The organism is Streptomyces sp. NPDC088354 (genome assembly GCF_044753585.1).
In the GTDB taxonomy this organism is placed as follows: domain Bacteria; phylum Actinomycetota; class Actinomycetes; order Streptomycetales; family Streptomycetaceae; genus Actinacidiphila.
Map to the genome: position 1 here is coordinate 77,433 of NZ_JBIVNJ010000025.1, position 20,754 is coordinate 98,186.

General features: G+C 69.5%; 18 protein-coding genes and 1 pseudogene. 2 read left to right on the forward strand and 17 right to left on the reverse strand.

Features of this window, described 5'->3' with window-relative positions:
* Nucleotides 1-130 precede the first annotated feature (130 nt).
* The 3 genes from ACIP98_RS29100 to ACIP98_RS29110 form a co-directional block, all read right to left on the reverse strand.
* Nucleotides 131-1,030 (reverse strand): hypothetical protein, encoded by a 900-nt coding sequence (locus ACIP98_RS29100; RefSeq protein ID WP_401978767.1) that lies wholly within the window; start codon nt 1,028-1,030, stop codon nt 131-133.
* A gap of 20 nt (nt 1,031-1,050) precedes the next feature.
* The gene (locus tag ACIP98_RS29105) at nt 1,051-1,323 is read right to left on the reverse strand and encodes a hypothetical protein (RefSeq protein WP_401978768.1); all 273 of its coding nucleotides are present in this window, start codon (nt 1,321-1,323) and stop codon (nt 1,051-1,053) included.
* A 61-nt stretch (nt 1,324-1,384) separates the two neighbouring features.
* Nucleotides 1,385-1,927, reverse strand: a complete 543-nt coding sequence (locus ACIP98_RS29110) for a hypothetical protein (protein ID WP_401978770.1) — start codon at nt 1,925-1,927, stop codon at nt 1,385-1,387.
* 1,142 nt (nt 1,928-3,069) lie between these two features.
* Here ACIP98_RS29110 and ACIP98_RS29115 point away from each other — a divergent pair.
* On the forward strand, nt 3,070-3,954 hold the full coding sequence (locus ACIP98_RS29115) for a hypothetical protein (protein ID WP_401978772.1): 885 nt from the start codon (nt 3,070-3,072) through the stop codon (nt 3,952-3,954).
* Between the two features lie 74 nt (nt 3,955-4,028).
* Nucleotides 4,029-8,498, forward strand: coding sequence for an AAA family ATPase (locus ACIP98_RS29120; protein WP_401978773.1), 4,470 nt, complete (start codon nt 4,029-4,031; stop codon nt 8,496-8,498).
* Nucleotides 8,499-8,865: 367 nt separating this feature from the next.
* On the opposite strand, the gene ACIP98_RS29125 is transcribed toward ACIP98_RS29120, so the two are convergent.
* The 14 genes and pseudogenes from ACIP98_RS29125 to ACIP98_RS29190 form a co-directional block, all read right to left on the reverse strand.
* Nucleotides 8,866-9,384 (reverse strand): hypothetical protein, encoded by a 519-nt coding sequence (locus ACIP98_RS29125; protein ID WP_401978775.1) that lies wholly within the window; start codon nt 9,382-9,384, stop codon nt 8,866-8,868.
* Nucleotides 9,385-9,576: 192 nt separating this feature from the next.
* Nucleotides 9,577-11,040 carry a hypothetical protein gene (locus ACIP98_RS29130; RefSeq protein WP_401978776.1) on the reverse strand — a complete coding sequence of 488 codons (1,464 nt, stop codon included), beginning with the start codon at nt 11,038-11,040 and terminating at the stop codon, nt 9,577-9,579.
* A 200-nt stretch (nt 11,041-11,240) separates the two neighbouring features.
* A complete protein-coding gene (locus ACIP98_RS29135; RefSeq protein ID WP_401978778.1) occupies nt 11,241-11,588 on the reverse strand; it encodes a helix-turn-helix domain-containing protein in 348 nt (115 codons plus the stop codon).
* Nucleotides 11,585-12,713, reverse strand: a pseudogene (locus ACIP98_RS29140) (tyrosine-type recombinase/integrase). Before ACIP98_RS29140 ends, ACIP98_RS29135 begins: the two are co-directional and overlap by 4 nt.
* 173 nt (nt 12,714-12,886) lie before the next feature.
* Complete coding sequence (locus ACIP98_RS29145) at nt 12,887-13,531, reverse strand: hypothetical protein (protein WP_401978780.1); 645 nt, start codon at nt 13,529-13,531, stop codon at nt 12,887-12,889.
* Between the two features lie 110 nt (nt 13,532-13,641).
* Complete coding sequence (locus ACIP98_RS29150) at nt 13,642-14,211, reverse strand: hypothetical protein (RefSeq protein ID WP_401978781.1); 570 nt, start codon at nt 14,209-14,211, stop codon at nt 13,642-13,644.
* A 96-nt stretch (nt 14,212-14,307) separates the two neighbouring features.
* Nucleotides 14,308-14,952 carry a hypothetical protein gene (locus tag ACIP98_RS29155; protein WP_401978783.1) on the reverse strand — a complete coding sequence of 215 codons (645 nt, stop codon included), beginning with the start codon at nt 14,950-14,952 and terminating at the stop codon, nt 14,308-14,310.
* 142 nt (nt 14,953-15,094) lie between these two features.
* The gene (locus ACIP98_RS29160) at nt 15,095-16,042 is read right to left on the reverse strand and encodes a phosphoadenosine phosphosulfate reductase (protein WP_401978784.1); all 948 of its coding nucleotides are present in this window, start codon (nt 16,040-16,042) and stop codon (nt 15,095-15,097) included.
* 207 nt (nt 16,043-16,249) lie between these two features.
* The gene (locus tag ACIP98_RS29165) at nt 16,250-17,011 is read right to left on the reverse strand and encodes a hypothetical protein (protein ID WP_401978785.1); all 762 of its coding nucleotides are present in this window, start codon (nt 17,009-17,011) and stop codon (nt 16,250-16,252) included.
* A 109-nt stretch (nt 17,012-17,120) separates the two neighbouring features.
* Nucleotides 17,121-17,528 (reverse strand): hypothetical protein, encoded by a 408-nt coding sequence (locus tag ACIP98_RS29170; RefSeq protein WP_401978787.1) that lies wholly within the window; start codon nt 17,526-17,528, stop codon nt 17,121-17,123.
* Nucleotides 17,529-17,664: 136 nt separating this feature from the next.
* Entirely contained in the window at nt 17,665-18,183 is a 519-nt protein-coding gene (locus ACIP98_RS29175; RefSeq protein WP_401978788.1) for a hypothetical protein, read from the reverse strand.
* Nucleotides 18,184-18,266: 83 nt separating this feature from the next.
* The gene (locus ACIP98_RS29180) at nt 18,267-19,280 is read right to left on the reverse strand and encodes a hypothetical protein (protein ID WP_401978790.1); all 1,014 of its coding nucleotides are present in this window, start codon (nt 19,278-19,280) and stop codon (nt 18,267-18,269) included.
* Between the two features lie 114 nt (nt 19,281-19,394).
* Nucleotides 19,395-19,658: a hypothetical protein gene (locus ACIP98_RS29185; protein WP_401978791.1), complete on the reverse strand. Its 264-nt coding sequence runs from the start codon at nt 19,656-19,658 to the stop codon at nt 19,395-19,397.
* 19 nt (nt 19,659-19,677) lie between these two features.
* Nucleotides 19,678-20,592, reverse strand: a complete 915-nt coding sequence (locus ACIP98_RS29190) for a hypothetical protein (RefSeq protein ID WP_401978792.1) — start codon at nt 20,590-20,592, stop codon at nt 19,678-19,680.
* Between the last annotated feature and the right edge of the window lie 162 nt (nt 20,593-20,754).

The window sequence follows — 20,754 nt, forward strand, 5'->3', positions numbered from 1 at the left end:
CTCTCGAGGTGTTCCTGCCGGCCATCATTTTGTCTGCCGCTCCCGCGACCGACACTTGTAATGATGCACGCTTCCGCGATGAGTGTCAACTTCAGAACCTGAACCGGCCAACGTGAACACCCGGCCGCGGTCACGTCCTGCCGCCGGCGCAGTCGACCGTGAAGTCCGGGTCGGCACAGCGTGCGGACAGTGCGGATCCCGTCCAATCCGTGGCTCGCACGGACTGCACCAGGTGGCCGGCCGGGCATAGCACCAGGACGCGGCCGTAGCTGGTGTGCCGGATCAGGGGACGTCCACTGTGCGGCGTGGCAGCGGAGCGGGCGGAACCCTGGGTGGGCTGGCGTACAGCAAAGGCCACCGCCTCGAACTCAGACACGAGCCAGGTGACGTCATCGGGCTCGGCGGAATGAATGATGCCCACGCCCCACTCGGGGCGTGGCCCTGTGAACTTCCCGGTCAGCGTGCGTGCGGCCGCGGCCCGGGAGATCGTCATCCACCCGAGGGCCTGCAGGACCTCCTCGATGTCGCCGGGGGTGCGGGGTGACCAGGGATCCTCCCGCCGGTAGGGCAGCGGGTGTGTGGGCTCCATCAGCCGGCTTCCGTGTCCTGCCGTGGGCCAGCCCTGGGGGAGTCGCCAGATGTGGGAGACGCCGACGGCGCCGGTGGGCCGGTGCAGCCAGACGTGAATGATCAGCGGAGCGTGCGGGACGAGGAACGAGCGCTGGGGGAAGGGGCTGCAGGGACCGGGGTGGCCGGTGTCGAGTTGACAGTCCGAGGGAGGAAGGGTGCAGCGGCGGGGCATGTCGTCTCCGTGGTGGTGAGGGTCGGCATAGGCGGACGTGTGGTCGTCGGGCTGAGCTGCCGGCGGGATGCTGCGGCTCATGGCGAGCAGCGCGGCGTGCGCCGTCGGATCGGCAGGCGGCTGCGGGGGATAGGTGAAGGGACTGCAGGGTCCGCGGTGGCCGACGCCGCGGCGGCACGTGAAGGGGATCAGCCGCGAGCGGCCTCGGCGGCACTCTCGTTGGGGCATTGGGGGTCTCCTTGCTGGGGTCATGCCTGTATGTCGAGGGCCTCTGTGAGGGCGAGTTGGCGCCAGCCGGGGTCAGTGGTGACGATCCGGCTGCGCCACTGGAGGGCGTAGCGGGGGCAGTTCTGGCATTTGGCGGCCCGGTGGGTGCAGCCGGGCAGCCGTTTGCCGTACCGAGCTCCGGTGCTCCATGCGAGGGAGTCGGAGGAGACGAGCAGGTGTCCGTAGGCGGCGATGCCGTGGGCTTTGACGCCGTAGCCGTGGAGCCTCAGCCCGCGGTCGGCGAGGGTGGTCATGATGGCGCCGACTTCGGCCGTGGCCTGCCGGCGGCACACCGAGCCGACTCCGACGATGGGTTCACCGGCCAGGTCGATCCCGGCTTGCCGGTACAGGCGCAGGCAGTGCTCGTAGTCGGCCAGGGTCCACCCCCTGGACCACCGGCATGATCGGCAGGTCCGGAGCGATCTCCTTCAGTTCCAGGAAGTTCGCGACGGTCTGCTCCTGGTGGAAGCGGACCGCAGCGGTGAGGTCCTGCTCCGGGTCGTCCGGTCCGAGGCCGCGCGCCAGGCGCGTGCCCTCGAACCGGTCGCGGTGCCCAGGCGCCAGGTGGCGGTTCCTTCCGAAGATCACCCACGGCTCGCACATCCAGTCCTGCGGACCGGCCCACACCAGCTGCCCGATGGCGTCGCGGTAGCGGCGGACTTCGGCGGCGTTCTCGGCAGCGGTGATGCGCCAGCGGCCGTGCTCCTTCAACTCGGTGAAGGCGCCGCTGTCTAGGGCCCACGGGGCGCGGGCCCGCGGGAAGGTTTTGCGCCTGACCAGCCGGTTGCGGTTGATGCACAGCGACACGTCCAGCTCACCGAGCCAGTGCGGCATGTGGCTGCCCAGGAAGAACTTCACCGGCCCGTGAAGGCCTCGGCGTAGGGCTTCGGGTACGGCAGCACGGTGCCGCGGATCTCAGGGCGCTGGGTGCGCTGGGTGCGCGGGCCGATGGCCAGGGCGTAGCGGTGGTTGCCGGAGTGCCGCAGCCGGGTGGCTCCGATGGTGGCCAGGGCCTCGGCTATCCACTGGCTGCCGGGCTCGCGGGGAACTCGGGGGCGGGCGCCGAGCTGGGCCAGGCGACGCTCGACACCGGCGTGTCCGGACTCCAGCGCGCGGACCTTGGAGATCGCCCGGTCGGAAGCGCGCGGATTCGCAGATTTCTGAGCGTGCTGGGGTCGGAACCTGCGCGCCAGTTCGCCGTTCTAGCCGCTGCGGGGAGCGGGTTGCCTGCGGCATCGCGTCCGACTTTGGCGGGGCTGCCGTACCAGGCGTTTGCGTCCGGCCTCTGAGGCCGGATCGAGGTAGGCCTCACCGGCATGCGAACGGCCTGGCCCACGGCACCGTCCGCTGGACCGGCCGCTCAGCACCGTCGACAGCGAGGAGCGCTGGGACGACGCCCGCCCCTCCTCAACGACGACGACACCCTGCCGGCTCTGGGCCGCGCCGCGGTGCTGGTGCTGATCCTCTACGCGCGGAAGATCGCCATCATCAGCCAACTCGCCGTCGGTGACGTCCACTTCAACAACGACACCGGTCTCCATCACGTTAGGCACCTCGCCGGTCGTCCTCCCCGCGCCGCTGGCCAGCCTGGTCCGCGAGCTCGTTGCGACCCGCCGCGGCAAGGCCAAGATCGGAACCCCGGAGGAGTCCTCTGGCTGTTCCCGGGCGGACATTCAGGGCTCCCCTCGCCGACAGCCAGATCGGCATCCGTCTCCACAAGATCGGGATCCGGCCCAGACAGAACCGCTCCACCGCACTATTCACTCTCGCGACCGAACTCCCCGGCACGATCCTCGCCCACATGCTCGGCGTCCACATCAAGGTCGCCGCCCAATGGGCGGCAGGCATCCGCCGGGGACTGGGCCGCCTACGCCGCCGATGTGAGCCAACGGGAAGATCGTGACCCGGGGTCGGCATGCCAAGTTCTGGTGCAGAGTTGGGTACAGCTGAATGGCGTTGAGCCGGGTGGTGGCCCGGGCAGTGTCGAAGGGAGCGGACTGTTGGCTGCAGTAGTACTGGTGCACGGCATCTGGAATCTAATTTCCGGTAAGACGCCTGAGGATGCGGCAGCGGCGAAGAGCGCGGAGTATCAGGAGGTCCTCGAGCGAGGCTTGGCGAGGGCACGCCTGCCGCATGTGCCGGTACCGGAAGTCGCAATGGCCTATTACGCGCACTTGTTGACGAACGAGCCTCTGGAGGTGCAGGCCAGCCGAGGTGCGGACAGGTTGGAAGACTTGTCGGAGGAGCAGCTTCTGGAAGCATGGGAGTGGCTGCTTCTGGCGGGGGTACCTGAGCCCACGGAGATGCAGGCCGGGTGGCTGGCTCCGGTGCGGCAGGGGCTGGGATGGTTGGCAAGGGAGCGCCAAGGAAGCGGGGTGGGGTCGCGGGCGCGTCAGAGTCTTATGGACCGCATCGAGCGGGTGATCGTGGCCTTCCTGCGGGACACGGACGCCTATACCTCTCGTCCTGAGCGCCGACGGGCGGCACGCGCTGTCGTGGCGGACGCTATCAAGCGACACCGGCCCCAGGTGGTGGTGGCCCATTCGCTCGGGTCGGTAGTCGCCTGGGAAGCGCTCCACGCCTATCCGGAGCTGGGCGTGGAGTTGCTGGTGACGCTGGGCTCGCCGCTAGGCTTGCCAGGACTCGCGCGGAAGCTGGAGCCGGAGCCGCGCCACGGGCGGGGCACGCGGCCGGCGGGCGTGCGCCGGTGGGTGAACATAGCGGATGCAGGTGACTTGGTGGCGTTGCCGCCCGAGCTCGGCGGCATGTTTCCGGTCGACACGCATGGTGTGACCGAAACCGGGGTGCTGGGCTTCCATGGCTTGAAGGGGTATCTGGCGGACGGGCTGACCGCTGCAGCGATCGCGCCGTACCTTTCACCCTGACACTCTGTCATCAGGCTCTTCGAGTACAAGCCGGAGTGCGGCAGAGCGAGGTGGGCGAGCGAAGAGTGAGCACGATGTCCGTGCAGACACGGTCGCTGGTGATCGGAGTCGGCGGCTTCCCCCAGGCTGCCCTTTCGGAGGAGGACCGCGCGCGGGGTGTGGAGTCCTTCACGCGTCTGGACAGCGTGAGACCAGCAGTCGAGGAACTGGCAAGAGCCCTGCAGCGTGCGGGCGTGCAGCCTGCCATTCCTCCCTTGATCGACCCCACGCGGGAGGAAGTGAAAGCGGCCTGGAGGAGAATGCAAGACGAACACGGCGAGCACCCCCTGGTCGTGCACTTCAGTGGCCACGGGGCACGGAGTCGTGGCAAACCGCTGTACCTTGCCCCGTTGGATGGCGAAGCCACGGCCGAACGGGTACGTGAGACCTGCATCAGCGTGGACAGACTCCTAGAAGACGTGGAGGAGTCTTTTGCGGCTCCGGTGCTGTTCCTGCTGGACGTCTGCGGCGGAGGGCAGGCTCTGGCCACTCAGCTCGCCCAGGAATTCTCCGGGTGGGAACGTAAAGCGTGGGTGATCGCCGCGTGCAAGGCTAACGAGGTCACCCACGGTGCCACGTTCACCAAGGCCGCCGCCGCTGTTCTGGATCGCCTCGTCAAGAATGAGCTGGACCTCTCCCCGGCACTGGAGTACGTACCACTGGACACCCTTGCTGCCGAGGTCGATCGCGAACTCGCACGCACGGCCAAGACCGCCGTCGGGCTTCGACAGAGCGTCGTGCGGACCATGCGCGAGGAAGCTCATGTTGATCCGCCGCCGTTCCTCCTTAACCCCTCATACGCCCCCGACGCGGCAGGGCGATTCCTGGCTCGCGAGGATGCCAACCTGCGCCAGTTCGCCACCGACCTCGACCCTGGCCTCGACCCCTTGCACTTCATCACTCGTGCCGCTGGCCGTACCGCCGGCCACCAGCAGAGCACTGCCTTCCTTTTCCGCGGCCGTACGGCCCAACTGCGCACCATCTCCACCTGGCTGGACAACACCTCGGGGGACCAGAGTCGGCTACTGGTGGTCACCGGAGGCCCGGGCAGCGGAAAGTCCGCACTCCTCGGAGTGACGGTGTGTGTCACTCATCCTGCACTGGCACCGCTCAGGCAGCACGCCCTTGCTGCGATCGGCGGCTTCCGGCCAGCCTCGGGCAAGCGCGTCATCGCCGTCCACGCCCGCCAGCTCAGTACCCAGCAGATCGCTGACTCCCTTCTGAGCCAGCTCACCCAGCAACGCGCACCACATGCCAGGCGCGGTTCCGAGGCAGGGGACGGCACATGGGCCCTGAAAGAGGCGCTCCAACAGGCTGGCCCGACCGTGGTCATCCTCGACGCACTCGACGAGGCGATCAATCCTGGCGCCGTCCTGCGCGATTTGGTCCTGCCTCTCTCTGGCCACTCCCCATACGACCCCGCGCCCGAGTGCCGCGTCGTGATCGGCACCCGGCCATGGTGGGAGACTTTTCATAACCTGCAGGAGGCGGTTACCGAACGGCCGGAGGTGCTCCTCGACCTCGACGCCCATGCCCGTGACGACCTCGCCCAGGATCTCGCCGCCTACCTGGACCTCCTGCTCTATGGCCTCTACTCGAGGGCCACTACCGACAGCATCGCCCACGAGCTCGCTCACCACGCCGAGCACGGTGCCTTCCTCATTGCTGCCATCTTCGGCGACCACCTCCGACGGGAGGCTCACTCCGGTCGTGCTCTCAGCGACGATGAGATTGCCGCCAAACTCCCCTACAGCATCACCCAGATGTTCGACCTCCACACGACCGCCCTGGTTCAAGCAAACCCATGGATTCGGCCCCTACTCGCCGTGCTGGGCCACGCCCGAGGCCAAGGCATGCCACTGGACCTCCTCCACACCGCTGCCCTGCGCATCGCACCGGAGTTCCGCGACCGCCCGGTACCCCCCGACTTGCAGGAGACCCGCGACGCTCTCACGCAGGTGGCCTTCTACCTGCGTAGTACTCCCGACGAGGACCAGCGTCTGCTCTACCGCTACTTCCATCAGGCGCTCACCGACAGCGCTGCCTCCACCGTGGACCCGCGAACCATCTACCGCGCTCTGTTCCATGACATCCCCGAACGTGCCGAAGGTCGGCCGGACTGGGAGCGCGCCCAGCCCTACCTCCAACGTCATGCCGCGGCGCACGCCGCCGCCGTAAGCAGGAAGGCCCTCGACGCGCTCCTTGCCGACCCGTTCTTCCTCCTTCATGCGCACCCTGACCACCTAGCCCCCTACCTCGCCTCTGCGCGCGAACCCCAGGCCGCCCAGCACAGCCGCATCTACCGGAACGTGATCGCACACCACCCTCGCCGCCACGAGCCGAGCGTCCGGCGAGACCTGCTCGCCCTGGACGCTGCCGCCTGGCGCAACACACATCTGGCTTCCACACTCGCCGAAGCCCCGCTCAACCACCAGCCTGCTCGGCTCGCGCCCCAATGGGCCATCGGACACACGACTGACCCGGCCCGCCTCCATACACTCGCGGATCACACAGGCGATGTTTCCACGTCCACGGCGACGCTGCCCGACGGTCGCGCGGTGGCCATCACGGGCCATAACAACGGTGAACTCCGGGTTTGGAACTTGGCCACCGGAGAGCCGATCCATCCCCCACTCGTCGGCCACGATGCCACGGTAGGTGCGGTTACCTCTGCGGTGATGCCTGACGGCCGCAGCGTGGCCGTCGCAGGCCATTCGTATGGCATCGTCCGCATTTGGGACTTGGTTACCGGTCAGCAAATCCGCCCACCGTTCACCCGCCACACCGCAACGGTGTCCTCGGCCGCGTCGGCAGTACTTCCTGACGGGCGCTCCGTCGCCATCACTGGTGACAGGAGCGGTAAGGTCCTTGTCTGGGACTTGGACACCGGGGAGCTAATCCATCCCCCACTGTCAGGCCACACGGATTGGGTGTTCGTAGCGGCGTCTGCACTGAGCGACGGCCGCACCGTTGCTGTTACGTGTGATAACCCCGGGACCTTGTTCGTCTGGGACTTGGCCACGGGAACGCTGATCCACCGTTCCCTTGAGCATGCTCAGCACGAACCGGGAAAGCGTCGAGGACCACGAGCCGTTCTCGACATTTCGTCGGCGGCTCTGCCGGACGGCCGCACAGTAGCGATCACGGGTGACATGGGCGGTTGGGTCTTTGTTTGGGACCTGGCCGCAGGGGACCTGATGTACCCCCCCTTCGATAGTCACGCTGATGCAGTGTTCGCGGTTGCGCCAGCAGTTCTCCCCGACGGGCGCGTCGTCGCAGTCACTGGTCATGTCGGACATTCGGTCCTCCTCTGGGACCTGGCCACCGGACAGCAGATCGGCCCCCCACTTACTGGTCATACTGAGTCGTTGACAGACGCTGCGTCGGTGGTTCTTCCTGACGGGCGCACCGTCGCAGTCACCGGTGACCGAGCTGGCAAAGTCATCGTCTGGGACCTCGCTGTCAAGCGCAGGACCCGGCCCGTCGGCAACTCCATCAGCGAGCTGTCAGCGATTTCGACCGGAACGCTGGCAAACGGTCGTGGCATCGCCCTCGTCGGTGACAGGAGCGGAGCTGTCCTCCTTCGGGACTTGGCCACCGGAGAGCAGATCCACCCGCCGCTCACGGGGCACAGCAAGCCAGTGGCAGGGGCCGCGTCCGCGGTACTGGCCGACGGCCGAGACGTCGCCATCACCAGCGACTGGAGCGGAACGCTGATCATCTGGGACCTGACCACCGGATATCAAATCCATCGCCTGTACATGGGCATTGATGACTCGAATCCAGGGTATGTGTATTCGCCGGCAGTTGTGACGGAAGTCTTGAATGACTGCCGCACCATTGCCGCCGCCAGTGATAAGAACGGGACAGTCTTCGTTTGGGACCTGGCCACCGGAGAGCAGATCCATCCCTCGCCCGGTGGTTCGAAGCTCTCTCCGCCTCCGGCCACGCAGCGCCGCCAGCGCCCAGGACGCCGCATCGCGAGGGTGAAGGCGATCGCGTCTGCTGTGCTGCCTGACGGCCGATCTGTCGCCATCACCGGAGACAGCAACGGCAGCGTGCTCGTCTGGGACCTGACCACCGGTAAACTGATCCACTCCCCGCTCGCCGGTCACGATGCCAGGGTGCGTGAGGTTGCCTCTGCGGTGCTGCCTGACGGCCGTACTGTCGCCATCACCAGCGACGAATCGGGAGAGATTCGAGTCTGGGATCTGGTGTCCGGAAAGCAGGACCGCTCCGCCCTCCTGAGACGTGCTAAAGACGTATATTCGGTCGCGTCTGGGGTGCTGCCTGACGGCCGTACTGTCGCCATCACTGGAGACAGAAGGGCGAACGTACGTATCTGGGATGTAGTCACCGGGCAACACGTCGACGCTGTGGTGACCCTGGCCCCAGCACCGACTCTCGCTGCGACCCCGATGGGTGTCCTTGTGGGCTACGGACGCGACATCGCTCACCTGACGTGGCGTGCATCCTCGAACGAAGCGACACCGAATTCGGGCTGACAGGCGTTATGGAGACTTCCCTCGTGCGGGTGTAGCTCACACCGTCCGCCGTACGCCGGCTATTCCCAGAGTTCCAATGCCCGACTCCGCCGTTAGGCCGTTCCAAGGCCGACATGCTCGAGGGCCTGGACCAGGATGGCCCTGGCCGAGACGCTCACCGAGCCCAGCGAGCGCATCGCCTCCGGCGAGCAGGTCAGCGGCCCGGCTGCCGACCGCTGCCGCTGAGTTCTCCAATCGCTACTCGGGACCTACCTCGGCAAGCGGGAACTGCAGGCACTGGTCGCCAACCCCCGCCTCCGCCGCCGAGTCGGACGCCTGCGACTGCTGGCCCGGCTGCAGCTGCTGCTGACACCGCTCGCCACTCCGACTACCGGGGCAGCTTGGCCGTGCGCTCGGGATGGGCGGCGGTGACGTATCGCATGGCGGTCTGCTCGGTGATGCCGAACAGGCGCATCAGCCTGAGCGGGTCGGCGCTTTCAGACGCCTCGTTGAGGATGCGGTCTTGTCTCAGGCCGCTCAGCGTCAGCCCGCGGGGAAGGGCTCCGCTCAGGGTGCCGATACTGACGGCCGGGTGGTCGGGGTCGACCGCGGACTTCTGGCTGACTAGCAGGTGGGGGTTGGACGAGGCCGGCCAGCGCTGGTGCCGGTAGGTCGTCCAGTCGGCGGCGAGTTGGTGGGTGAGCTCCTCCAGGTAGAGGGTGTGCCGCAGCAGACCGCGCCGAACTTCGAGGGTGCCCCGGGAAAGATCCAGGCCCGTGGTGTGCAGGGTCCGGATCTCCTTGCCGGGCAGCGCGTGGACGGCGGCGAAGGCCACCACGAGGCGGCCGAGCGGTGTCGTCGCCTGGTCGAGCAGCCCCACCAGGAGGTCGGACGGGAACGTCGGCACCCTGCATGGACTTCGGGATGCCCTTGATATCGCCGACCGGGAGGTCCCGGGCGGGGTTGCGGAAGATCACGTGTTCACGCTTCAGCGCGCGGAACAGGCTGCGCATGGCCGTGGCCAGCCCTCGGCGGGCGTAGCCGGTCACCTCGTCCACGGCGTTCTCCACTTGGTCCTTGGTGATCTCCCTCAGCGAGGTCACGCCGGCGGTCGTGGTCCAGGCGGTGAGGGCGGGCTGGAGGTTGCTGAGGTAGCGGCGGATACCGTCGTACCCGCGCGGCTCGCCCTTGCGGGGGCCCCCTGCTCGCGTAGGACCTTCACCCAGGTGCGTACTTCGCTCGCGACCGGCTCCGGCAGCGCGGCCAGGGCCGACTCGATCCACACCTGATCCGCGTCCCGGTGCAGGGCGGGGTCCTCCACCAGCAGGCCGCGGGCGCGCAGGAACTGGCAGACGGGCTTGGCCGCGAGGTTCACGTCGATCCGGGCGAGGTCATACACGTCGCGCTCGAAGACCGCCGTGTGGGCGCCGAGCCAGTACAACAGGATCGTGAGCGTGCGGGTGTTCTTCCGGTAGTCCGGCCGCTGCCCCGGTCGAGCGCGGGTGAACTCCTCGATCAAGCGGCGGGCGGTCTCGGTCAGTGGCAGCTCGCCCGCAGGCATGCTCCGCAGCCGGGCCAGCACCGGGGCCCAGTCACGCCGGATGGTGAAGAGCGGCACCTGCCCGCGGCTCGTATGCAGAGCAGGTCGCCACTCGTCGTAGTCCGGTACCTCCGTGTCGCCCACCGGGAACGCCTCGAACGGCCCGCCCTTCCCGGTCGGCAGGGAGATCACCAGCTGTGTGAACCGCCGTGAGGCGGGGTGGGCTTTGTCGAGGAGGCGGTAGGGGTGACAGCTACGGCAGCGGTCGTCGCGCAGGGCCAGTCCGTCGCGACCGCAGCGGCAGCACCAGTCCCGTCCGGTCCGCTCCCGCCAGTGACGGCACGGATCACAGACGAAACCTGCCCGCCGACCGGCGGGAATCCAGGCGTAGCAGTCCGCGCAGTGGCGCGGTGCCCGAGGCGGCAGCGGCGCCGGAGCGGAGATATACGGAGTGCGGGTCGGCTGGTCGGAGATGGAGAACCGCATGGGCTTGTCAGCCTCGTCAAGGAGCCCGGCCCGCAGCAGGACCAGGCGGACCGCGTCGCCATTGGCCGGTAGGTCCCGCAGCATCGCCTCGGGCAGCCGCTCGGCACCCTCGGCCTCGCGCACGGCCAGGGCGAGGCGGACCATCTCGGCGATCTTGCGGCGCCAGGCCGCGGTCATCCCGTGCTCGGCCTCCATCGCCTCGATCACCGGGCGGGCCTCCTCCCATCCGTCGACTGGCCGGCCGACGATCGCACTGACCGTGGCGTCGCCCAGCACTCGGGGCACGGTGAAGAGCGGGATCTGACCGCGGACCTGTGCCTCAAGCACCGGCGGGCCGGCGGGAGCGGCCTGCTGCTTCCGGAGCTTGCTCCACCACTCCACCCCCACCTTCGAACCGTTCTTGGTGGGCCGGCGCAGCGGTCGGGACGACACCGACCGGTCGCCGTACGTGCCGCCGACCGTGAGCTGGACCGGCCGCGGCCGCGCCTCCTCCAGGCCCAGCGCCCACTCGGCGTCTTCATCGAGTCTGATCGCCATGAGGCACGGCTTGCACAGCCCGTCCGTGTTGAGGTGTGCCTCGTGTCGGCACCGCGGGCACACCCCGCGCTCGGGGTACTTCCTTGCCCAGGGCCGGCACCCGTCGCACACCCGGTACCAGTGCACCACCAGCCACCCCAGGCACACCGGGCAGCTCCGCGCCAGCCCCTCCCCTCGATCCCCCGCCACCGGCCGGGCCCTCAGCTCGGCGGAAGCGAGCGAGGACCGGCACCACGACGGCCGCGCGGCACCGGCCGCACCGGGGCCGCAGACGGCCGTTCCTCCGCGCCGACCGCGCGCTGGCCGAACTCCGGCGCGGCCTGGCCCGCCACGAGCGGCTCGGCTTGGAGCAGGTCGGCGACCGTGCAGTTCAGCGCGGCGCACATCTTGTCCAGGTCATCGAGGCGCACAGTGACCGGCGTGCCGCTCCACAGTGCGGCCACCTTGCTGAGCGACGGGTTGAACCCGACCTGCTGAAAGGCAGTGAGCACCTCCGTCGGCCGCCACAGGTCCCGCTGGGCGGCCACCATCCGCAGATTCCACTTCACCGAAGATTCCCCCTGTCCATCACCAGTCGCTGGGCCGCCCGAGAGCTGGCCGCCAGATTCGCGAGCTCCGGGTCAGCGTGCGCAGTCGCCATATATCGAAGAGTCGTCGTTGCCCAGTCGTGTCCGAGGACCTTCTGGACCTCCCAAAGTGTCATCCCACGCTCGTAGTTGTGGGTCGCGCAGGCATGCCGCAGCAGGTGCGGAAACAGGTCGGTGACCGGGCCCGTCAGGTAGTGCACAGCCGCGGTGTGCAACGCCTTGCGGAACGTCGAGGGCACGATCGCCGGCGCGATCGGCACGTTCAGGTCGGCGATCGCCTTCGACTTGCGCTCCGAAGGCCACAGCGGCGCCCGCGGGTGCTCCGCATCGTCGCCGAACTCGCCCCGGATCTCCTCGATGTACCACCACAGAAGGGCACGGCCCTCCTGGAAGAGGTACGCCTCCCGCGGGCGGGGACCGGAGCCTCGGGCGCCCTTGCCCAGGACGACGAAGCGGCCCCACTGGCCGTGCTCCCAGTGGGATGTCGCCCAGGCACACCCCGCACAGCTCCGCCGCCCGGACTCCGGAGAGGTAGGCGACCTTCGTCATCACGTAGTCGCGGCAGGCGACCGCGTACTTCCGCGCGTTCGGCAGGTCCTCGCGCCACCGGCCGAAGAAGTCCTTCATCGCCGTCTGGGAGGGCGGGATACGCAGCCCGAAGTCCCCGCGGTGCCGGGGCCGGTTGAACGGGTCGATCGGCGATTCGACGGCGGCACCGAAGCGGCGCATGATCTCGCCGGCGTAGCGCTGCTCTAGGAACGCGAAGTACGCGTCGATCTTGTTGATCTTGCCGCGCAGGGTCGACTGGGCCCGCTTGCCCGGTCCGGCGAAGTACCGGTCGACCTCGCGGGAGGTCAGCTGCCACGGAACGGTGCCGTAGAACTCGCAGACCTCGATCATCGGCTTGATCAGCCCGTCCAGCGTCGTCGGCGCCAGACCCGCCGCGTCGCGCGCCCACTGGTACTCGGACAGCGTGTCGAGGAAGAAACTCTCCTCGTCGTGCACCGAGATCCGTGCCTGGCGCCGCCGTTGCAGCGTGACCACTTCCGCAAGCCCAGTCTCCACCGATACGTCGGCCGGATCCATCACGGCCGTCGGATCCGGAGTCGGGCGCACGAGAGCCAGCACGCGACTTTCAGAATCTGACACAGAAACACATATTACTGGGATCACTCGCAGATTTTGCAAGTTACTGCAGAAATTCCACACGAGGGATTGAGGCGCACGATACCCTCATCGACCTGCTGAGATGCGCGTTCTCAGGCTGTCGGCACTCCTCCGGAACCCGCGCGTACTCCGCTATACAGGATCGTCCCGTCGGGCAGCATGACCAGCGTCCGGGGCCGGGTCTTGCCCAGGTACGACATGTTGCTGGCCTGGTAGCAGCCACCCCAATGCCCGGGCAGGTACTGCTCAGTGTTCCCGGAAGGAGTGGTGCGCTGCCGGACGTGCGGGTCGCTGTGCGCGAGAATCCCGCGGATCCCGACGGCGGCTGCCATGTGGAGTGCCTTGGAGATGAAAAAGCTCTCCGAGTTGGCTTCGCAGGAGTCGAGCAGGACCAGCCGGCTCAGCTCCAGCGCGGACCGGTACGGGGCCAGTTGCGGGAACACGCCGGTCAAGACTGTGGCGTGCATCGGGACACCGAGGGCCAGGACGCCCACCAGCGCGCCGCCGCGCGGGCCGGTCGCGCGATCGTACAAGCCGAACGCAAGCCGGGTGGCAGGCCACGAACTACTGTAATGATGCTCGGTCACGAAGGCGCGGGCGGGCGCGGCGGGCAGGGGCCGAGTCTGGTAGCGAGCGGGATCGAAGCCGCCGTCGGAGGTGTGCCGCCAGCTGTGCCGGCGGTGCCTCCAGCGCTGGGACAGGCCGTCCAGGCTGAGCTGTTCGAACGTGGGGGACATGACTGGTCCTTCCGGCGCGGCGTGGCCGCGGCAAGGGTGGTGGGTTGGGATGGCGGTTCGTAGTTGCCGCTACGGACTGGTGGTCCAGCCTGAGGCCGGGAGCAGGCCGGTCAGGTGAAGGAGCCGTCGAGGACGCTGGGGGGCTCCGGGTCGTAGACGGCGCGGAGCTCGGACGGCGGGAGCAGCCAGGACCCGTGGTCGGCGTAGCTCACGTGGGCGTTGAACCCGGGAACCCAGGTCCTGCCCTTGTCCCGGCTGGACATCGTGGGTCCGAGGTAGGTGACCGGCAGGCCGCTGGAGTCCGGCACCGTGGCGCCGGGGTGGATCTCGGCACCGGTACGGGCGTGCCGCAGGCGGCGGAGGGGTTCGGCCGGGTCGTGGAGCTCACCACTCAGCGGGTTGCGGGTCACCACCGACGGCTGGGCGGCGAGCTCGGCGAGGCGGCGGTCGTACGCGCCCAGCGCGCGGCGGCCGGCGGCCGTGAGGGCCACACGCTCGCCCCGGTAGGTCAGCCATCCGTTGTCCAGCAGGGCGGCAGGTGCCGGCGCGAAGTACGAAGGGATCGGGTCGCAGCGGTCGACCAGGCCGCGTACGGCGTCGAACTCGGTGAGGACGGTCAAGTGGCCGCGGTGAGCTGCGCGGAGATACCGGGCGTCCCGGTCGGAGACGTAGGGATACATGGGCGGTGAGTCCTCCCGCGCGCGACCGGTGCCGCGCGGTGAATGCGGCTGAGGGACTGCCGGTCCGGAGCGTGGCCCCGGACCGGCGTCGGTGAGTCACGCGCGGCGGATACCGCTGCGGACGGTGGCGGCCTGGGCGAGGGTGTCGTCGGCCTTCGCCGCCTTGCGGATCTTGGCGACCCAGGTCCTCACCTCACCGGCCAGGGAGTGCAACCGCGCGGCCTCCTCGTCACCGCCGCGCATCAGGTCGGCCAAGTGCTGCTGCTCGGCGGTGATCTCCAGAAGGGCGTAGGAGACGACGCCGAGGTAGCCGCGCCGGCGCTGGACACGACCCCAGGTGTTCGGCCCGTCCCCGTCCTGCTCCAGGACCACCAGGGAGACCCCCGGCCAACCGGTTGTCCCCGCGCCGGGGGTGAAGGCGAGATCGATCAGGCAGGTGACGCGGCGGTCGTGCAGCGGTGCGTAGGTGTAGGGCGTGGCGGCCGCAGGAACGGCGGTGCTGTCGCGTCCGGTGAGGTACCGGCTGAAGGACTCCACGTCGGCTGGGACCGCGTCACGGCGCAGGCTGGCGATGTATCCGGCCATCAGGGACAACTGCCACGGCGCGCGGGCGAACGGGCTGGGCGGCGCGTCGGGGCTGGTGCTGGTGCTGAAGGCGATCAGGCTGGCACCGTCCCCTTCGGGACGGTTGATGGTCGCCTGGACGACGCACAGCTCGGGGCGGCCGGGGTCCTGGGACATGGAGCGGTTCTCCTTCGGGGGCACGGGGTGGTGGGCTGGGACCGGATTGCCGTCCGGAATCAACAGTATTAATCATACTCGCCTTATGTGTGGGAGTCAACCCGGCCCATTGGCCGGACGGGACCTGACCAGGCGTTATGCCCTACGGTCCGCAGGCTCCGCAGTTACCGAGGCCAAGGAGGTTGAGCTGCTGGGGGGCGTTGGGGTCGGCTTCCAGCTTCCGCCGTGGCGGCTCGGTGAGCGCTGCCCTGACCGCGGCGGCCATGGACGCGAACTCGGGCCCGTCGTCGGACAGGACGACGCCGGGTGCCGGCCCGCCTGGGCGTTTGGCCAGTGCGATCAGCTCGGCGATGGACAGGTCCTGACGGAACCGGTGCCCGCGTACCTGCTCGACCTCCGCATACAGGGCGGTCAGCCGGGGACGTCGGCGGGCGTTGAGGATGAGGTCCGCACGATTGGCCATGATGCAGATCGAGCAGCTGCACCGGGTGGAACCACGCCAGTCACCCGCGCCGGGCACCGAGTCGTAGCTCCAGTGGTGGGCGATGCCGGAGTCGTCGCACAACGCCCGCACGGCCTTCGTGGTCCAGGGACGGATCGGCAGCCATTCGTCGACGTGGCGCTGGCTGTTGGTGAGCACGTTGCGGTAGGCGGGGCGCTTGGCGCGGTCGGGGCTCTCCTCGGCGCGCAGTCCGAGCACGTTCAGTATGCGCACCGGGCGACCCAGTTGCGGCCGCAGTTGACGGACGATCGGGGTCCAGGCGGCAAAGATCCGCTTGGTCTTCCAGTCCCCGGTGCAGAACTGGGCATCACTGCGCACCGGCCACATCCCGCGTTCGGCCACGAACGTTAGCAGGTGATAGGGCACGAGCTCACCGGCGGCGTCCCGCGCGGTGCGCTGGACCTCGATGTGCCGCTCGGCCGGGATGCCGTAGCCGGCACTGTGCAGGGCCGCGAGCTCACCGGTGCTCGGGTACCGGCGACCGCCGAAGTCGACGGACGGCCACTCCAGCGGACCCAGCGAGGCGTGGAAGGTGAACACGCAGTCTGCCGCGCCGGCGGCGCGCGCTTCGCTGACGGTGGTGGCCATAGCGGCGAACGTCCTTGCCGCCGGAGTCGCTGACGGCGATCACGTCGTACTCGGCGAGGTCCGGCCGAGGCGCCCGGGTCACCGTCCCGGGCGGAGTGGGCGGAGCTGCGGTGAACAGGCCCGGCTGCATCTCCATGGCGGGGCTCCTTGTGTGGGTCGGGTGGCCTGACCCGGGCGTTGCCGCGCCCGGGCCAGGCCGTGGGCAGGTCAGGAGGTGGTGTCGTGGTCCTGGGGGCGCCTCGCGGTCGAGGTGACGCGCGTGATGCCGATGGAGCGACCGAGCGGCCACAGTCCTCGCCAGCCGGAGCACTGGGCCGCGCGGGCGTCCGCCGCGCACACCCGGTAGTGGCCGGGCTCGGCGCTGTGTTCGGCCAGCCACATCGCGGTGTGCTCGGTCAGCCACCCGGTCCAGGCCTTGTAGTCGTCGGGGTGGGGGCCGTCGGTGACCACGGTGGTGTGCTCGGTGATCTGCTGGTCGTCGTGTGCGGTCGTGCCGCGCCGCCAGATGCTGACCACGACCCGGCGAGGTCCGGTGAGGTAGTCCAGCAGTGCGGCGGTGTCCTCGTTGCTGACCGGAGTCCCGCATTGGAGGATCACGAAGTTGCCGTGCCCGTCCGGCCGCGCCGTGTACAGCCGCCCCGCCCCGGGCGTGGTGAAGCTGCCGCCGCGGCCGTTGGGGCCGCCCAGATAGAACGAGCCGCAGGACAGGCCGGTGCGGTCCACGACCGGCGTCGCATCGGGCGCGATGTCCGGGGCAGCGGCCGCGAGTTCGCGCAGGTTGTCGCGCGGCGGGATCGGGGCGTCGCTGTCGGGGTCGATGCCCATACCGCCGAACCACTCCTCGACGATTTCTACGAGGTCGCCCCCGTTCCAGCCGTCGCTTTCACCGAATTCCTCGCGGATCCGGGTGTGCAGTGCGGCGATGCGTTCGCCTTCGGGAGTGGTGATGTCAATTTTCGGGTGGTGCATGAAATTGCCTTCCGGGTGTGCTGCCGGCGCGGGCGCGCCGGGCGGTGGTGGGCTGGTCCCGGGGACGGGCGTTGCCGCGCCCGCCCTCGGGGGGAAGGGGGCCGCCGGGTCAGGGGCTCTCGGCGGCACGGATGATCAGGACGGGTTCGTTGCGGAACGCGTCCAGGCACGTCCCGCTTTCGTCGCGGCCGAGGATCACGTACCGGACGGCCGCGTCCGTCACATCGCCGGTCTCGTCCTCGCAGCCTTTGCAACTCCGGTCGCAGTAGGAGCCGTAGGGACGGGGCTGCGCGGTGACGGGGATCTCGAAGTGGTCGGCTTCCCGAACGTCGACTTCGGTTGTGGCCTCGGGAAAGTCGGCGATCCACAGATCGCCTGCCCGCACCTCGTGGGCCAGCACCACGTGGGCCTGGTCGACGGTGAGCCCACCGGGGAGCGGGGTGTAGCCGCCGTCTTCGGGCCGGTCGGTGATCAGCAGGGGCGCGGTGACGGACGGGTGGTGCACGGTGCGCTGCACGGGGGAGCTCCCGGTCGGTGTGGTGGTCGGGCGGGTGCCGGCCTGCCGGATTAGTCGGGCGGGTGCTCCGGCCGCACCGGTTGGGAGAGAGTGCGGCCGGAGCGCGCGCCGCGGATGCGGCCCGCGTCGGCGGCGGTTACGCGGTGGTCTTGTCCAGTGCGGCGCGGCGGGCGGCGTAGGCCGGGCACGGGCTGAGCAGCTGGGCCAAGCCGAGCGTGATGCCGACGGGGTCCCCGGCCTGCCGGGCCGCCTCGGCGAGTGCCTTGAGGACCTGCTCGGCCCGTTCGGGCGTGGTGGGGTGCGCGATGACGCACGTGCACGTGGTGGGTGCGGGCTGGGCGGTGAGTTCGGTCAGCTTGGCGGTCTGATCTGCCAGGGGGAGGCAGCCGTCATGACGGAAGACGGGGCGGCCGCGGCGTAGGTGGCTGTAGAACCGCAGCCCTTCCCAGCCGCAGAGCAGGCAGCGCACCTTCCAGTGCGTATCGGCGCCGGGGTAGCCGGTCACCGGCTGCCAGCCTGCGGCGGTGATGACGGCCAGGGCGGCGGTCGCGGAGGCGATGTTGCGCGGGGTGGGGGCCAGGTGTTCGGCCAGATACACGGTGCGGTCGGTGCCCTGGGAGGCGGCCGGGACCGTCGGCTGTTCGGTGGTGCTCACAGCGGTTCTCTTCCTGCGGTGGGTGGGCTGGGGGTTCCCGGCCGGGCGTTGCCGCGCCCGGCCGGGAACGGGGGGTGGTCAGGTCAGACGGTCAGCGCCGTGTCACGTTCGGCCGCGGCCAGCTGGTCCCAGACCGGCGCCCACAAGGCGCGGGTCTCGGGGAGCAGCGTGTTCTCCGGGGCGGTGTTCCGACGGTGCATGCACTGGTTGGTGATGACCTTGGTCTCCGTGCGCACTGTGCCGCGCTGGTGGTCCTCGCACGGCTGGGCGGTCAGGACGACGGCGGGGAGCAATTCGCGGTGATCGCTGATGCCGATCCGGTCCCCGGGCGCGACCTGGAGCGGGCCGGGCCTGCCGTGGCCGTGGGACATCCAGTGCTGATCGGTCGTCCACGCCGTGTACTCCTGCGGGTACCGGTCACGGAACGCGGCGAGGTAGTGCGCCGCCTCCAGGGCCCAGCCGCGGCGCTGCTCGTCGGTGTAGTCCACCGTCGGGTTCGGCACGTACGGGGGATAGCCCTGCTTCGCTCGCCACGACTGCTCCGGCCGCGCCTGCTCCTTGGCCCGCTCTTCCTCCTGCCGCATGGCGAACCACGCGCGCACGCTCATGCCGGTGGGGAAGTCGTTGTACCTGCTGCCGCCGGCGGCGCGCTCCAGGTGCTCGAAGATCACACGACGGAAGCCGTTGAAGGACAGCCGCTCGATGTCGCCGCGCTCGTCGGCGAGTTCCTGCTGCGTGGCGGGGTCGTTGCCCAGGTGCAGGATGGCCAGGTCCCGGGCCTGGTTCATGACCCGGTCGTCGAAGTCGCGGGTGATGAAACGGGGCTTCCCGTCGTAGGGGAGCCAGGCCACCATGGTGTTCTTGACGGTGACTTCATAGGCGAGGTCACCGGGCGCCCAGGGCGCCCCGTGGCGCATGTACGAGTCGTGCTTGCCGTCGGCTGCGGCCAGGTACGGCGCGTACTCGGCTTGGGTGAGTTCTCCGCGCGGGCTCGGGATGGAGCAGACGCGGAAGACCCGGCCGGTGAATCCTGGGGCCTGGACGTCGTGCAGCATGCGCAGCTTGTGCGCGGCCTGGTCGATGGGCAGAGGGCCCATGGTCACTTCCTCTGTTTCTGGTGGGCGGATGTTGGCCGGTTGCCGCTGTCCAACAGTCTTAATCATACTCGATAATGGGAAAGTGTCAACTCCGTTTCTGGGTAACGTTGCTGGTCAGCCACGGAATACGGTCCTTCCCTCCACGATGATGCGCAGGGGGACGGTTCGTTCGGGGTCGTCGTTCAGGAGGGCGCGGTGGGCGGTGTCGAGGCCGATGCTGATGGACAGTTCGGTGCCGTCGGGGCTGAGGCCGGCGGTGATGTCGATTCCGGCGAGCAGCAGGCAGGGTCGGGTCCAGCCGTCGCTGGTGCGGCGGGAGGGGAACCAGCGGGCGGTGCGGTGGAGGCGGTCACGAAGCCGGTTGGAGACGGGCAGCATCGGGGAACTCCTGGGCAGGTCAGTGGCGGCGGGGTCGGTACTCGGTGACGATCAGGGGCGGCCCCTCGTCGGGGCGCGCCCACGGGCTCTTCGGCGTGACGTGGGTGATGTAGCCGTACAGAGGGACGACGTCGTCGGTGTCGGCGCGGTGAACGCGCAGCGCGACGATGGACCGCTCGTTTGAGTACAGCTTCTGCACGGCGAACTCACCGCCGTGGTGTTCGGTGAGGTGGGCGGCGATGGCGCCGTACTGGCGGGATGCGGCCCGGCCGAGGCCGTCAGTGGTGAGGTCGACCGGTGCGGCGAGCATCAGCACGGCGGCGGCCGGATGCCATATGTCCTCGTGGACGCGGACCGCAGGCTCCTGGGGGAGGGCGGCGGTGAGGGCGCCGGTGTCGATGCGGTGCAGCCACGTTGCCTCGCGCAGCGTCGCGTCGGCCAGGGCGGCGGTGGCGTGGAAGTCCCAGGGGCCTTCCAGGACCAGCGTGATGCTGTTCCCTGCTCCGGTGAGGATGCTGAGGCGGTTCCCGTCCAGCCACAGGCTCGCCGGGCCGTACGTGGCGGTGAGGCCGGGCAGGTCGGGGTTCGCGGTGGTGCGTTCGCCGAGCAGCATGGTGGACGCGACGGCTTCCGGGCGAGGGCGGGCGGCGGGCATGTCCGGTCGGGCCGGCGCCCAGCGCAGGACGCGGGACAGGACGCGGGCGGGGACGACGCCGGTGAAGGCGCCCCGGAAGTGCGCGACGGCGACGCGGGCCGGGCCGCGCGGCGTGGGCGCGAACAGGGCGGCGGTGAGCATCCCGGCGGCGGTGGTGCGCAGCGACAGGCCGAGCCCGCCGGGCAGGTCGTAGCGGCTGGTGTGGCGGCCGAAGATGGTGTGCTCGCTGACGGCGTCGGCGAGTTCGGCGATCGGGGCGCAGGCAAGTGCGGCGAGCATGGCAGGCTCCTGACAGATACGGCGAGGTGGGGTGGGGTGGCCGGCGGGGGGGGGCCCCCCCCCGCCCCCCGGGGGGGCCCCGGCGGGGGGGTGGCGCGTTGGCCCGGGGCGGGCGGCGGGGGGGGGGTGTGGCGCGGCGGGGTTAGGGCGCCCCCGCCCCAT